This is a genomic window from Mameliella sp. MMSF_3455 (assembly GCF_030733205.1).
GTDB lineage: Bacteria > Pseudomonadota > Alphaproteobacteria > Rhodobacterales > Rhodobacteraceae > Antarctobacter.
This window is the reverse complement of record NZ_JASHJL010000048.1, coordinates 13756-26545: the sequence shown is the minus strand read 5'-3', so window position 1 is coordinate 26545 and position 12790 is coordinate 13756. Positions and strand designations below refer to the sequence as shown.

At 64.6% G+C, this 12790-nt stretch carries 17 protein-coding genes; 7 read left to right on the top strand and 10 right to left on the bottom strand.

Annotated elements, in window-relative coordinates; all coding sequences use genetic code 11:
• Positions 1–3: 3 nt before the first annotated feature.
• Both cuyA and cuyB read left to right on the top strand, forming a co-directional pair.
• Entirely contained in the window at positions 4–1014 is a 1011-nt protein-coding gene (gene cuyA, locus RBB42_RS23835; protein WP_305971926.1) for a D-cysteate sulfo-lyase, read from the top strand.
• A complete protein-coding gene (gene cuyB, locus RBB42_RS23830; RefSeq protein ID WP_305971925.1) occupies positions 1011–1676 on the top strand; it encodes a cysteate racemase in 666 nt (221 codons plus the stop codon). Before cuyA ends, cuyB begins: the two co-directional genes overlap by 4 nt.
• 9 nt (positions 1677–1685) lie before the next feature.
• On the opposite strand, the gene RBB42_RS23825 is transcribed toward cuyB, so the two are convergent.
• The 3 genes from RBB42_RS23825 to RBB42_RS23815 form a co-directional block, all read right to left on the bottom strand.
• Positions 1686–2039: an arginine transporter gene (locus RBB42_RS23825; protein WP_305971924.1), complete on the bottom strand. Its 354-nt coding sequence runs from the start codon at positions 2037–2039 to the stop codon at positions 1686–1688.
• Between the two features lie 88 nt (positions 2040–2127).
• Positions 2128–3795, bottom strand: coding sequence for a tetratricopeptide repeat-containing sulfotransferase family protein (locus tag RBB42_RS23820; RefSeq protein WP_305971923.1), 1668 nt, complete (start codon positions 3793–3795; stop codon positions 2128–2130).
• A gap of 62 nt (positions 3796–3857) precedes the next feature.
• Positions 3858–4049, bottom strand: a complete 192-nt coding sequence (locus RBB42_RS23815) for a hypothetical protein (protein WP_305971922.1) — start codon at positions 4047–4049, stop codon at positions 3858–3860.
• Positions 4050–4245: 196 nt separating this feature from the next.
• Here RBB42_RS23815 and RBB42_RS23810 point away from each other — a divergent pair, with 196 nt between their 5' ends.
• From RBB42_RS23810 to RBB42_RS23800, 3 genes are all read left to right on the top strand, one after another.
• Positions 4246–4866, top strand: coding sequence for a hypothetical protein (locus tag RBB42_RS23810; RefSeq protein WP_305971921.1), 621 nt, complete (start codon positions 4246–4248; stop codon positions 4864–4866).
• A gap of 162 nt (positions 4867–5028) precedes the next feature.
• Positions 5029–6834 (top strand): translation elongation factor 4, encoded by a 1806-nt coding sequence (gene lepA, locus RBB42_RS23805; protein WP_305971920.1) that lies wholly within the window; start codon positions 5029–5031, stop codon positions 6832–6834.
• A gap of 291 nt (positions 6835–7125) precedes the next feature.
• Entirely contained in the window at positions 7126–7449 is a 324-nt protein-coding gene (locus RBB42_RS23800) for a hypothetical protein (RefSeq protein ID WP_305971919.1), read from the top strand.
• 15 nt (positions 7450–7464) lie between these two features.
• Here the strand turns inward: RBB42_RS23800 and RBB42_RS23795 are convergent, their stop codons facing one another.
• Both RBB42_RS23795 and RBB42_RS23790 read right to left on the bottom strand, forming a co-directional pair.
• Positions 7465–7743: a hypothetical protein gene (locus tag RBB42_RS23795; RefSeq protein WP_305971918.1), complete on the bottom strand. Its 279-nt coding sequence runs from the start codon at positions 7741–7743 to the stop codon at positions 7465–7467.
• A 95-nt stretch (positions 7744–7838) separates the two neighbouring features.
• Positions 7839–8681, bottom strand: a complete 843-nt coding sequence (locus RBB42_RS23790; RefSeq protein WP_305971917.1) for a DUF1353 domain-containing protein — start codon at positions 8679–8681, stop codon at positions 7839–7841.
• Between the two features lie 140 nt (positions 8682–8821).
• Between RBB42_RS23790 and RBB42_RS23785 the strand changes: the two genes are divergently transcribed.
• A complete protein-coding gene (locus RBB42_RS23785; RefSeq protein WP_305971916.1) occupies positions 8822–9001 on the top strand; it encodes a CTP synthetase in 180 nt (59 codons plus the stop codon).
• Here RBB42_RS23785 and RBB42_RS23780 read toward each other — a convergent pair.
• Entirely contained in the window at positions 8992–9441 is a 450-nt protein-coding gene (locus RBB42_RS23780) for a low molecular weight protein-tyrosine-phosphatase (protein ID WP_305971915.1), read from the bottom strand. The genes RBB42_RS23785 and RBB42_RS23780 overlap by 10 nt on opposite strands.
• Before the next feature lie 46 nt (positions 9442–9487).
• Between RBB42_RS23780 and RBB42_RS23775 the strand changes: the two genes are divergently transcribed.
• Complete coding sequence (locus RBB42_RS23775; protein WP_305971914.1) at positions 9488–10186, top strand: NAD-dependent deacylase; 699 nt, start codon at positions 9488–9490, stop codon at positions 10184–10186.
• Positions 10187–10218: 32 nt separating this feature from the next.
• Here the strand turns inward: RBB42_RS23775 and RBB42_RS23770 are convergent, their stop codons facing one another.
• The 4 genes from RBB42_RS23770 to meaB form a co-directional block, all read right to left on the bottom strand.
• On the bottom strand, positions 10219–10698 hold the full coding sequence (locus RBB42_RS23770) for a copper chaperone PCu(A)C (RefSeq protein ID WP_305971913.1): 480 nt from the start codon (positions 10696–10698) through the stop codon (positions 10219–10221).
• A 43-nt stretch (positions 10699–10741) separates the two neighbouring features.
• On the bottom strand, positions 10742–11050 hold the full coding sequence (locus RBB42_RS23765) for a hypothetical protein (RefSeq protein ID WP_306043439.1): 309 nt from the start codon (positions 11048–11050) through the stop codon (positions 10742–10744).
• A gap of 144 nt (positions 11051–11194) precedes the next feature.
• On the bottom strand, positions 11195–11482 hold the full coding sequence (gene rpmB, locus RBB42_RS23760; protein ID WP_305971911.1) for a 50S ribosomal protein L28: 288 nt from the start codon (positions 11480–11482) through the stop codon (positions 11195–11197).
• A 226-nt stretch (positions 11483–11708) separates the two neighbouring features.
• On the bottom strand, positions 11709–12689 hold the full coding sequence (gene meaB / locus RBB42_RS23755) for a methylmalonyl Co-A mutase-associated GTPase MeaB (RefSeq protein WP_305971910.1): 981 nt from the start codon (positions 12687–12689) through the stop codon (positions 11709–11711).
• Positions 12690–12790 lie beyond the last annotated feature (101 nt).

Here is a 12790-nt window from a genome sequence, read left to right as displayed (position 1 = left end):
AAGATGAACCTCGCCAAATTCCCCCGTGTCCGCCTTGCCCATCTGCCCACGCCGCTGGAACCGCTGCCTCGTCTGACCGAATTCCTTGGCGGCCCGGAAATCTGGATCAAGCGCGACGATTGCACCGGCCTGTCGACCGGCGGCAACAAGACCCGCAAACTGGAATTCCTCATGGCCGAGGCGCTGGAGCAACGCGCCGACGTCGTCCTCACCCAGGGCGCAACCCAGTCCAACCATGCCCGCCAGACGGCGGCGGCGGCGGCGAAACTGGGCATGGAATGTCATATCCTGCTCGAAGACCGCACAGGCTACAATCACGAGAACTATCGCTACAACGGCAACGTCCTGCTGGACGTGCTCCACGGCGCCTCGATCGAACATCGTGGGCCTGACCTGGACATGAACGCCGAAATGGAGGCCGTGGCCGAAACCATGCGTGAGCATGGCAAGCGTGCCTACACGATTCCCGGCGGCGGATCGAACGCGACAGGCGCGCTCGGCTACGTCAACTGCGCGCTGGAAATGCTGAACCAGTTCGCCGAGACAGGTCTGCGCGTCGATCACATCGTCCACGCCACCGGCTCTGCCGGGACACAGGCCGGACTGATCACCGGGCTGTGCGCAATGAACGCCGGTATCCCGCTGCTGGGGATCGGGGTGCGTGCGCCCAAAGCGAAACAAGAGGAAAACGTGTACAACCTTGCCCTGAAGACCGCCGACAAGCTGGGCTGTCCGGGGGTGGTCGCGCGCGAGGCGGTGGTTGCCAACACGGACTACGTCGGCGACGGCTACGGCATTCCCGCCGAAAGCACGCTGGAGGCGATCGACCTCTTTGCCCGGCACGAGGCGATCCTGCTGGACCCGGTCTATTCGGCCAAGGGGGCTGCGGGACTGATCGACCTGATCCGCAACGGCCATTTCAAGAGCAATGAGCGCGTCGTCTTCCTGCACACCGGCGGCGCCATCGGGCTGACCGGCTACACCCATGCATTCGACGTGAAATCCCGCGCATGAAGCCCGTCGGCATTCTCGGCGGGATGGGGCCACAGGCCACCATCCTGCTGATGCAGAAACTGCTCGATGCGGTGCCGGCGCAGGACGACGCGGATCATGTCCCGGTGATCGTGCATCAGAACCCGGGCGTCCCCTCGCGCATCGCCGCCCTGATCGATGGCACAGGTCCCTCGCCCCTGCCCGTCCTGCAAGAGATGGCCCGCGACCTGGCCGCTGCGGGGGCGACCGCGCTGGCCATGCCTTGCAACACCGCGCATCATTATGCCGCAGGTATCCGCGCGGCCACCGATCTGCCGTTTCTCGACATGCTGGCCGCCACCGCGCAGACGCTGGAGGGCAAGGGGCGCGTCGGCATCCTGGCCTCGCCGGCGACACGGTTGACCGGGATCTTCGATACCTACCTCGACATGCCCTTCACCGCGCCGCCGGACGACGCGCCGCTGCTGGGGATGATCCGCGCGATCAAGGCCGGTGCGCCACCCGAAGAGATCCTGCCGGCGTTGACCGAAGAGGCCCGGCGCCTGCAAGAGCGCACCGATCACATCCTGATCGCCTGCACCGAGCTTTCGCTGGCCGCCCCCTTGCTGCCAGGGGACGTGGCCTGGACGGACAGCCTTGATTGCCTGGTTGCGCTAATCCTCGCACACGCCCGGTCCGGGTGACGGTCCGGCCTACTGCCCGCGGCAAACCTGTTCGGCGCGGGCGGCAAAGGCCTTGTATTTCTTCCAGAACACCTCGTGCCGCGGGTTGTCCGATTGCCGGATTTCCTGCGCCCGATGCGGATCGGAAAAGAAAGAGACCGCCAACCTCTGATCCGACACCGAAAGGTCCTGATCGGCGACCCCCTGTACGCACCCGCACAGGCGTCGCGTCGCCCCCTGCCGACCCGCCGCCACGCAGGCGTTGGCGATCGGCCCCGAACTGATGCGCACTTGCGGCGCGGCCCCATAGCTGCGTTTGGATGCTGTTCCGCCACCACAGGCTGCCAGCCCAAGGCAGGCAGCCAGAATAACTGCTTGCTTCATCTCACCTGTCTCTCGTTGCCCGGACGCGAATTTTTCGTCTACCCCGGCACTGCCCTCGGGCGCATCATGCGCCAAACAGGGAAAAGCTTCAAGAATCAACGCGCAGCCGGGAAAAGGCTTTGCCGACCCAGGGCGCATAGGGCGCCCAGGCATCGGTTGGCACCTTGTAGACCGACTGTCGCACCTGCCCCGCCGACGCCGTGTGCACCCGGCGTCGATTATCCTGCGGCGCAAGGCAGGCGGCGTCCCACTCCAACCCCAGGTCGGCGATCAACGCCCGGATCTCGGCCCCGGGGTTGGCGGTCAGCGCGGCATGGTCCAACCGCCGAACCCTGCCGGGCCATGCTGCTTCGCACCGGTCCGTCCAGTCGCGGTACAACCCGTGATAGGCCACGACGTCATCGAGGTCATAGCAATAGCCCAGCGACTGCGCGGTGAAATACTGCCGAAGGTTGGACCAACAGACCGAAGCAGCGTCCCGCACCACGTGCACGATCCGCGCCTCCGGCACGGCAGCGCAGATCAGCGGCAGAAAGCAGAAGTTGTGCGGCATCTTGTCGGTCACGCACCGCGCACCGCCACCCAGAGCCGCCAACCCCTGCAGGTAGCCCGCGCGCAAGTCCTGCAGGGCCGCCTGGGTCACGGGCGCCCCGGACAGGAAATCCCGTGCCAGATCCGCAAAGAGCGAGAGCTCCCCGGCACCTGCGACCTCGGCATGGGACGAGATGATCTGTTCCGTGAGGGTCGTCCCGGATCGGGGCATCCCGAGGATGAAGATGGGCACCACCGGCGCCGGCGCGACCTCTTCCAAAGGAGTAGCTTCCAGCGCGCGCAACCGTTCGAACAGGCCCCGATCCTGCGAAATATCGTAGCCCATCAGCGCCTTGCGCAGTGCATTCCCCTGCTCCAGGTAAGGCCAGGCCCGATCCGGTTGTCCCAGTTTGTCAAAGGCGTGAAACACCCCGAAGCAGATGCGCGCCCGGTCCATGGGCGATTGCGCCGGATCATCGTGCAGCGCCAGCATCTGCGCCAGTTGCGCATCTTCTCCTTGCCAGGTCTTCAATCCGGCAAGGTTCCGATGCGCCTCGGCAAAGCCCGGCGCAACCTCGATCGCTTTCAAGTAGCAGGCCTGCGCCTCTTCGAAACGGCCCTCCTCGTAGGCAGATACGCCAAGGATATTGTGCGCCACAGCCACGTCCGGCACCCGCGAGATCACCTCACGGCACAGGCTGGCGGCCTCGGGCAGATCGCCCCTGTCCGCCAGCACCGCAGCGAGTTCCATCATGGCACCCGTATGCCCCGGCGTGAACCTCAGCGCGGCGCGCGCCTCTGCCTCGGCTGCATCCATGCGGCCAACCGCACGCAGGGCCACCGAATGGTTCACACGCGCCTCCGCCAGGTCCGGGCGCAGCTCTGCCGCCCGAGCCAAGGAGGTTTCCGCCTGGGCGTAGGCCCCCAATTCCAGCAGGACACCCCCGTGGATCTGCCACAGAACATAGCTTTCGGGATAGATCGGCAGCAGGCGCGCCGCCTGTTCGGCCACAAGTAGCGTCTCCCCGGCCTTGTGCGCCTCGACGAGTTTTTCCAGCAACTGCTGCGACGGCGCGAGCTCTGGCAGGCGGGCAATCAGGGCCCGCGCCCGCGAGTTGCCGGGATAGCGCGCCAGCACGTCACGGCAAAGCGCACGTGCCTGTGCCATGTCGCCCTTGCGTTCATGTGACCTGGCCCGTGCCAGAACCGCCTCGACCTTTGCCATCGCCTGCCCCTTCTTGCCCGGGGCACCCTAGGCATGTCGGGGTAAACAGCGGGTTTCCCGGATCAACGCGTCCCGCCAAGACCGCCGTCGCTGGCAAAGCCGCCCGCAAGGGTCTTTCCCGTCCCCGAAGCCCCGGCAAACCCGTCGATCCGGGCGCTTCGATCCGTGGTCTTACGTTCTTGGGGCTCCGCTTCGACGGCAACGGCGGACAGACCCGCAAGAACAAGAATGGCGATGGCAACGGTACGGGTCATCAAACTTCTCCAATCAACTGTGAGGACCATATGGGCGCAAAATTCGGCGGCACGGTCCGGAAATCCCCCAGAGACGCCCATGCCCCCATTCAACCTGTTGCCGTTTCCCACCATCCCGGCGCCGCGTGAACCGCACAGCGTTGCCCCGGGGACGTCCATTTGCCAAGGAAATCCCGTCAAAGAAGGACCTTCGGAAATGCGTCAAAAGGCTCTGCTGGCCTGCTTCCTGGGCACAATCGGACTGGCCGGCTGCGATGTCGATAGTGGCGGACTCGACCGTGCACGGCAAAACTTTGGCGTGACCGATCCCAAGCCTGGCGCTTTCCAGGTTTGCGGCAGTTACAACTGCCGCAAACGCGTCGCCGTTTCACTCAGCCCCGCCGAATGGTCCAGCGCCAGAGCGCCTCTGCGCAGCCACCCGCGCAACGCTGGCGCCGAGCGCCGCGCCCTGGCCGAGACCCTGCGCCGGCTAGAGGTCGTGGTGGGACGCAAGACTGGATATGACCGCGACAGGGCCGGATCGACCTTGCAGATGGGCGTCAAGGCGCAGGATTGCGTCGACGAAATGGTGAATACCGCCGTCTACCTCAAGATGCTGGACGACGCCGGCGACCTTCGCTTTCACCGTCCCGGCCAACGCGTCACGATCGGCTTCATGACGCGCGAATTCTGGACCCACACGGTTGCCTCGATCTTTCAGAAGGACACGGGACAGGAATTCATCGTCGAGACCTGGGCCGTGGACTTCGGCGAAACACCCTACATCATGGATCGCAAGGACTGGGCGGCGAACGAACCGCTGCGACGGGACTTCTGAAGGGCCTGCCCGCTGCTTCGGCCTCCGCTTCCCGGCAAGATACGGCGATGGCCAAGCACCGGCGCGCAATCGCTGTTGCGCGCCGCATCAGCACGACCATGCCCGGGACGCCCCGCCCATCTCCACTTGACCAAACCCTTGTTCCACAGCATATCGCACGTCATGAGCACACCCCTGTCCCGCATCCGCAACTTCTCCATCGTCGCCCACATCGACCACGGGAAATCCACCCTGGCCGACCGGCTGATCCAGCTGACCGGAACCGTCGCCGAGCGCGACATGAAGGCCCAGCTTCTCGACGCAATGGACATCGAGCGAGAGCGCGGCATCACCATCAAGGCCAACACCGTCCGCATCGATTACCCGGCGCAGGACGGGAACACCTATGTCCTCAACCTCATCGACACCCCCGGGCACGTCGACTTTGCCTACGAGGTCTCCCGCTCCATGCGCGCGGTCGAAGGCTCGTTGCTGGTGGTCGATGCTTCGCAAGGGGTCGAGGCGCAGACTCTGGCCAATGTCTATACCGCCATCGACGCCGACCACGAAATCATCCCGGTCCTGAACAAGGTCGATCTGCCCGCCGCCGAGCCCGAGCGCGTGGCCGAACAGATCGAGGACGTCATCGGCATCGACGCAAGCGATGCATGCCTGATTTCGGCAAAGACCGGTATCGGTATCCCCGACGTGCTCGAGGCGATCGTCAACCGCCTGCCGCCTCCGCATGGCGGCGACCCGGACGCGCCGCTCAAGGCGATGCTGGTCGACAGCTGGTACGACCCCTACCTTGGCGTGGTTGTCCTGATCCGCATCATGGATGGCACCCTGAAAAAGGGCGACAACATCCGCATGATGCAGACTGGGGCGAAATACGGCGTCGACAAGCTGGGCGTCTTCCGCCCCGCCATGCAGGACGTCAAGGAACTGGGCCCCGGCGAGATCGGCTTTTTCACCGGCTCGATCAAGCAGGTCCGCGACACCAAGGTCGGTGACACGATCACCCATGACAAGAAACCCTGCGCCGAGCCGCTACCCGGGTTCAAACCCTCGATCCCTGTGGTCTTCTGCGGTCTCTTCCCGGTCGACAGTTCGGAGTTCGAGGACCTGCGGGACGCGATCGAGAAACTGGCCCTGAACGACGCCAGCTTCTCCTACGAGATGGAAACCTCGGCGGCGCTCGGATTCGGCTTCCGCTGCGGTTTCCTCGGCCTGTTGCACCTTGAGGTCATCCGCGACCGGATCGAGCGCGAATATGACATCGAGCTGATCACAACGGCCCCTTCCGTTGTCTACCATGTCTACATGAAGGATGGCACGCGCACCGACCTGCACAATCCGGCCGACATGCCTGACCCGTCCAAGGTCGACCACATCGAGGAACCGCGCATCAAGGCCACCATCATGGTGCCGGACGAGTTCCTGGGCGACGTGCTGAAACTCTGCCAGGATCGGCGCGGGCTTCAGCAAGACCTGACCTATGTCGGCGGCCGGGCGATGGCGGTCTACGACCTGCCGCTGAACGAGGTGGTCTTTGATTTCTACGACCGGCTGAAATCGGTGACCAAGGGCTATGCCAGCTTCGACTACGAGATCACCGATTACCGCGAAGACAACCTCGTCAAGATGCAGATCCTCGTGAACGACGAGCCGGTGGACGCGCTCTCGATGATGGTGCACCGCGACCGGGCCGAGATGCGCGGGCGTGCCATGTGCGCCAAGCTCAAGGACCTGATCCCGCGCCAGATGTTCAAGATCCCGATTCAGGCGGCCATCGGCGGCAAGGTCATCGCGCGCGAAACGTTGAGCGCCCTGCGCAAGGACGTGACGGCGAAATGCTACGGCGGCGACGCCACGCGGAAGAAGAAGCTTTTGGAAAAGCAGAAGGCCGGCAAGAAGAAGATGCGCCAGTTCGGGAAGGTGGAGATCCCGCAAGAGGCGTTCATTTCGGCGCTCAAGATGGACGAATAGTCCATCCCGGGCCTTGAACGGCTGAATGGATCACTCTGTACCCGACCCCGGAATTTCGACGGACTTCCATCACGCAAGCACATTGCGTTACCGTAGGATGTCGCTTGCCATTCTCTACGCTGCGCAGGGTCTCCGATCCATCCCCTGCCGCACACGGGGCGGGGAGGTCGGGGTGGCAAAACTCCATCCTGCCCGGTCGCGGCGCCGCCGCCTCCCAGGGCCCTGTAACACGCCGCCTCTCTTCGAATCCCCCTTTGCCCCGGGCGCGCGACCCCCTAATGTCCCGGCCTCATGCGACTGCCCCTTCGACTCGCCCTGCTCTCCGTCACCCTGCCCGGCCCGCTGGTTGCGCAGGAACCGGGGGAGTGTATCGGGCATGACCTGAAAAGCCCCGACCAGCGCATCCAACTGCTGGCGCCCACGCATACTTGGACGCTCTACAATCTTGGCCCCGGACAGGTCGTGATCCATGCCAGCAGTGGACAGAGCCTGCCCGGCCCCGCCCCCAGCAGCGAGCCGCAACCCAGCCCCTTCCGGGGCGAGGCAGGCACCAGCTATGCGCTGTCGCTGGACGGGCCGGGGCTGACAATCGTCTATATCTGTCCGGGCACCTGATCCCGGAACAATCTTTCAGCCGGACGCGCCGCGCGCCGCTTCGGGGTGCTCTTTCAGGAAATGGTGCAGCACGCCGTAAAGCTCCTTGGCGTGCGACTTGTCCCCCCGGTGCAGTGCCTCGCGGATATCCTCGCAGATCATCTGCTGGAGCCTGGCCGGCCCGTGGTGCTGGTGCATCATGTATTCGGCAAGACAGGTGGCGCTTACCTGTGGCAGGTGATCATGCTCGGCCACCGCCTCGATCTCTTCGCGCGTGAGGCAGGTCATGTCCTCGATATCGTCCAGCGTGATCATGTTTTTCTCCTCCCGGATCGCCGCACATCGGGGAGAGGATAGACCAAGGCCGCAAAGGCGACCTTGATCCGGATCAGGCGGGGAAAGGGATCGGCTCAGGTGCCGTTGACGCCAAGACCCGGGTCGGTGACTTCCGGGTCGTCCGAATTGAACTCGTAGAAGAAGCTCTCTTCGTCGTCGTACTGGAATTCATCGCTCGCGTCAGGCCGCTGGTTGTGTATCATTTCCTTTTCGAGCCGGCGCAGGTAGGCGATCAGCCGCGGCAGGGGCGGGCGATTGCGCTCGATGTAGCGCTTGGCCTTGCGCATCGCATCCTGCTTCTCCCAGACCGGGACCGTGTCGAGCGGATTGTAGAAGGCCGGCCCTCGCGGCGCCCCCTGGCCCTGCGTCGACACGACCGCCCCCGTGGGATCGGCCCAGCGCGGGCCGCCCAGCCAGACAGCGGCGAACATGATCTTGGCGCGGATTTCCGGCGTGCCGCCAACGATCAACCCGTCGTAGAACATGACGTGGACGTCTTGCCATTTCGCACGGTGAAACACCGGTCCCCGTTCGTTGCCGACACCGCAATAGGCGTCATGCACGGCCGCGGCATTGATGTACTCGGGCGAGGTCGGATCCCCGACGATGCTGATGAATATCTGGGGGATCGACGCGCCATCCGTCAGGGTTCTCGGCGGGGCATTCCACGACTTGCCCTGGGCATCGACAAAATCCAGAGGATCGGCCGTCGGGAAGAACTTGTACGGGCGTCGCGGAAGTTCGACAGGCTCATCAAGGACACGCAGCGGCGACTGGCTGAAGGTGCAGCCCCCCTGCGGTCGGGTCAGGCAGGAAATCTCGGGCGCCTCGGCGCGGCTGCTCTGGGCGATGTAGGTTGTCGGGTCGCATCCCGCCACGGCGAGGGCACAGGCCGACAGTAAGGCAAGTTTGCGCATGGTCTATCCATTGGATCAAAATTGATGCCGTGAACCTACGAGAGTCGCCAATGCCGATCAAGCGGCACCTGACCCAGATCAAGGATTCCGCATGCAGCCCTCAGTATGTGTCGCAAGAACACGCACATCCGGAGGATGCCATGCTTCGCCTCGCCAGTCTTCTGCATTCCCTGATTTCAACATCCTTGGCCGGGACATTCATCATCGTCGCGCTGGTCGCGGGACAGGTCACGCTATATCCGATCATTGCCGCGGCCATTGCCGGGTTCGTGATCGCAGCCCCGGTCTCGTGGTTGGTCGCACGTCAGCTCTACAACTGATCCAACAACCCGTCGGCGCAGCGCTCGATCAGGTCCAGCGTTCCGTCGAAGTCACGCGTGTAATAGGGATCGGGCACCTCGACGGCGCCAAGCGATGGGGCATAGTCCGTCATCAAGCGCAGCTCTGCCCCACCCGTTGCCGGTGCCATCTCGCGCAGATCGCGAAGGTTCTGTCCGTCCATCGCCACGATCAGGTCGAAGCGCCCGAAATCGCGCGGCGTGACCTGCCGCGCACGCAGGGCCGACATGTCATACCCGCGCAAGCGCGCCGCCTTTTGCATCGCGGCATAAGGCGGCTCTCCGATGTGCCAGCGACCGGTGCCCGCGCTGTCCAGGTCCACCGCCATGCCGCGCGCCTCTGCCCGCGAACGGACCACGGCCTCGGCGGAAGGAGACCGGCAGATGTTGCCGAGGCAGACAAAGAGGATACGATGAGCCATGTCACGGTCCTAGCGAGCCGTGGGAAACAGGGCAAGGACCGAGAACATGACCGGCAAGATCGTCATCCTGACCGGGGCCGGGCTGTCCGCGGAAAGCGGGCTGGGCACCTTCCGCGACGAGGACGGGCTTTGGGCAAGGCACAAGATCGAGGACGTGGCGACCCCCGAGGGCTTTGCCCGCAATCCATCCCTCGTCCATGAATTCTACAATGCGCGACGGCGGCAATCCGCAAGCGCCTCGCCCAATGCCGCGCATGAGGCCTTGGCGCGCCTGCAAATGTACTGGCCCGGCGAGGTCGTGTTGGTGACCCAGAACGTGGATGGGCTGCACGAAAACGCCGGAGGCGAAGCGATCCACATGCACGGCACGCTGGCCGGGGCGCTCTGCGCCGCCTGCGGGCACCGCTGGAGCGCCCCCGAGAGAATGCAGCCCGAGGACCCCTGCCCCGCCTGCGCCGCGCCCGCGACGCGACCGGACGTGGTCTGGTTCGGCGAGATCCCCTATCACATGGACGAAATCGCGGAGCACCTGCAGGACTGTGCGATTTTCGCCGCTATCGGAACCTCCGGCCAGGTCTATCCGGCGGCGGGATTCGTCGTCGAAGCGGCGCTGGCCGGAGCTGAAACCGTGGAATTGAACCTGGAACGGACTGAGGTGTCACGGGCCTTTACGCGGCACCACATGGGCAAGGCCACCGAGGTCGTGCCCCCCTGGGTGGACAGCCTGCTGGCCCGGCAGGTGTAAGGGCAGGCCCACAGGCCTGCCTCATCACGTCTTCAGTTGCTCGCGCCCATCCCGGCGCCGTGCCCCATCCCGTGCCTCGGCTGGCGGTCCAGATCGACGGGAATTTCGACGACCATATCGCCCGCTTTTTCAAACGTCAGCGTCACGGCAACCGTCTCGCCCTGTTCCATCGGGCCTTTCAGCCCCATGAACATGACGTGATCCCCCCCACGTTGCAGCATGTGCGCGCCACCGGCCGGCACGGGAAAGCCCTCCTCGACTTCCATCATGCGCATCACGCCTTCGCCCATGTCCTTGTGCGTGTGCAATTCGACGCGCACGGCGATGTCGGACTTGGCGGCAATCAGGCGGTCATCTTCCGCACCGGTGTTCTCGATCATCATGAAGGCGGCGCCGGCCTTGGCCAGCGGGCCAGAGCTGCGGGCGTAGGGATCCGTGATGACGATTTCGGCAAAGGCGGGTGTGGCAAGGGCCAGCGCGCAGGCGCCGGCAAAGAAGGTCTTCAGGGTCATTTCAATATCCTCGGAATTCTCTGTCAGTCATGTGGTCTGTCTGTCAGAGAATAGGTGGAGGGCCCCGCACCCGGACCTGCGCCTTGGCCTGCCGGGGCAGAATCTCCTCGGGCTGCTGCCAATCCACAGTGCGCCAAGTCAGACCCGGAGCAAAGGAGAGCGCGATGGCGCCGGTCTCTACGAAAAGAGCCGTCGCGGCATCGGGACAGATGTGCGGCGGTTCGACCGGCTGACCCTCGGCATCCACGAGGACTGTCACAACGGTCAGCCCCCGGCAGATCACGATGCTGCCCGCCGGGTCCGCCTGCCCGCGTGCATAGGCGGCAGACAGGCCCGTAAGGGCCAGCACCATCGCCAGCAAGATACCTATTGAGGTCCGGAGTTTCCGCATCGTTCCGGTGATATAGACGCCCTTTCCGGGCATCCCAAAGCGACAAAAGGAAACAGCCCCGTGACCTATGCCACGGGGCTGTCTTCACTGTCCCTCAGGAAAGCTTCAGGCTTCGGCCTGTGCCTTCATGATCTCTTTTTTGACCTTCAGGGCGCGATCCGAAAGCTCGGCATCTTTCGCCTTGGCCAGGAACTTGTCCAGGCCGCCACGGTGGTCCACCGAACGCAGAGCATGCGCAGTGATGCGCAGCTTGATGCCGCGGCCCAGCGTCTCGGACTGCAGGGTCACGTCATTCAGGTTCGGCAGGTAACGCCGCTTGGTCTTGTTGTTGGCGTGGCTCACATTGTTGCCCACCATCGGGCCCTTGCCGGTCAGTTCGCAGACACGCGACATCGCTTCGTCCTCATCCACTGGTGGCAAGGCCTTTGCCCCGCCGGTCTCATCCTTGCAGCATACCCCGGTTCGAAGCGAATCGAGGACCCTGCCAATATCAAAGGGCGCCGCCCGTTTTGGTTATTCGGGGGGCGCCCGGAATCTGGTCTGACGGTGCATATGCAGATGCGCGGGTTTCGTCAAGTCCCTGTTGCAAGGCTTTCCGCGCCGCACCTGACAAAGCGGCTCATCCCATCTGCAGGTAGTCGCGCAACAACTCCTCCGCTGCGGCCGAGGGCGTCAGTCCGCCTGCCTCGACGTCGCGCGCAAGCGCCTCCAGCGCGCCCTTGACCGGTTCCCGTTTCAACCTTGCCAGAAGGCGCTCACGCACTTCGGCCTCGAACCAGAATCGCGCCTGTTCGGCACGGCGGCCGGCGAAATGCCCGGTCTCACGCCGCCAATCGGCGAGCGACTGCATCTCTTCCCAAGCCGTCACCAGGCCCGAATCCTCCAGCGCCGAAACCGTCATCGCCTTCGGAAAACCCTCGGGGTCCTGCGGACGCTTGCGCAACAGGCGCAGCGCACCGGCGTAATCCGCACAGGTTCGAACGGCGGTCGCCTTGAGATCGCCATCGGCCTTGTTGACCAGCAGGATGTCGGCCATCTCCATGATGCCCCGTTTGACCCCCTGCAACTCATCGCCACCGGCCGGCGCCAAGAGCAGCAGGAAGAGGTCGGACATTTCCGCCACCATCGTCTCCGACTGGCCGACGCCCACGGTCTCGATCAGCACCACGTCGAATCCCGCCGCCTCGCAAAGATCGATCGCCTCACGCGTGCGGCGGGCTACACCGCCCAACTGCGACTGCGACGGCGAAGGCCGGATAAAGGCGTTGCGCTCGCGGCTGAGCCGTTCCATCCGTGTCTTGTCACCCAGGATCGACCCGCCCGAACGCGCGGAACTGGGATCCACCGCCAGCACGGCGACCTTGAGGCCCTGTGCCGTCAGCATCATCCCGAACGCCTCGATGAAGGTGGACTTGCCCACGCCGGGCGTGCCCGACAGACCGACGCGCAGCGCCTCGCGGCCATGTCCCTTGACAGCCTCGAGTAGCGCCAGAGCCTGCGCGCGGTGATCTGCCCGCCCGCTTTCCACCAGCGTGATGGCACGCGCCAGGGCACGCCGTTCGCCCGCCAGGATGCGGGTCTTGAGATCCTCGATATCCATGTGTCCATTTCCCGCGCCCGCGTGGAAAAGTCCAGAGCCGCGACGTCGCTGTCGGGCCCCATTCCCGCCGCCACTTTCCAAGCCTCGCATGGTCGCTCATA

Excerpts from the sequence above, each read along its gene's own strand:
- cuyA (WP_305971926.1), top strand. The coding sequence starts at position 4 with ATGAACCTCGCCAAATTCCCCCGTGTCCGCCTTGCCCATCTGCCCACG.
- cuyB (WP_305971925.1), top strand. The coding sequence starts at position 1,011 with ATGAAGCCCGTCGGCATTCTCGGCGGGATGGGGCCACAGGCCACCATC.
- RBB42_RS23825 (WP_305971924.1), bottom strand. The coding sequence starts at position 2,039 with ATGAAGCAAGCAGTTATTCTGGCTGCCTGCCTTGGGCTGGCAGCCTGT.
- RBB42_RS23820 (WP_305971923.1), bottom strand. The coding sequence starts at position 3,795 with ATGGCAAAGGTCGAGGCGGTTCTGGCACGGGCCAGGTCACATGAACGC.
- RBB42_RS23815 (WP_305971922.1), bottom strand. The coding sequence starts at position 4,049 with ATGACCCGTACCGTTGCCATCGCCATTCTTGTTCTTGCGGGTCTGTCC.
- RBB42_RS23810 (WP_305971921.1), top strand. The coding sequence starts at position 4,246 with ATGCGTCAAAAGGCTCTGCTGGCCTGCTTCCTGGGCACAATCGGACTG.
- lepA (WP_305971920.1), top strand. The coding sequence starts at position 5,029 with ATGAGCACACCCCTGTCCCGCATCCGCAACTTCTCCATCGTCGCCCAC.
- RBB42_RS23800 (WP_305971919.1), top strand. The coding sequence starts at position 7,126 with ATGCGACTGCCCCTTCGACTCGCCCTGCTCTCCGTCACCCTGCCCGGC.
- RBB42_RS23795 (WP_305971918.1), bottom strand. The coding sequence starts at position 7,743 with ATGATCACGCTGGACGATATCGAGGACATGACCTGCCTCACGCGCGAA.
- RBB42_RS23790 (WP_305971917.1), bottom strand. The coding sequence starts at position 8,681 with ATGCGCAAACTTGCCTTACTGTCGGCCTGTGCCCTCGCCGTGGCGGGA.
- RBB42_RS23785 (WP_305971916.1), top strand. The coding sequence starts at position 8,822 with ATGCTTCGCCTCGCCAGTCTTCTGCATTCCCTGATTTCAACATCCTTG.
- RBB42_RS23780 (WP_305971915.1), bottom strand. The coding sequence starts at position 9,441 with ATGGCTCATCGTATCCTCTTTGTCTGCCTCGGCAACATCTGCCGGTCT.
- RBB42_RS23775 (WP_305971914.1), top strand. The coding sequence starts at position 9,488 with ATGACCGGCAAGATCGTCATCCTGACCGGGGCCGGGCTGTCCGCGGAA.
- RBB42_RS23770 (WP_305971913.1), bottom strand. The coding sequence starts at position 10,698 with ATGACCCTGAAGACCTTCTTTGCCGGCGCCTGCGCGCTGGCCCTTGCC.
- RBB42_RS23765 (WP_306043439.1), bottom strand. The coding sequence starts at position 11,050 with ATGGTGCTGGCCCTTACGGGCCTGTCTGCCGCCTATGCACGCGGGCAG.
- rpmB (WP_305971911.1), bottom strand. The coding sequence starts at position 11,482 with ATGTCGCGTGTCTGCGAACTGACCGGCAAGGGCCCGATGGTGGGCAAC.
- meaB (WP_305971910.1), bottom strand. The coding sequence starts at position 12,689 with ATGGATATCGAGGATCTCAAGACCCGCATCCTGGCGGGCGAACGGCGT.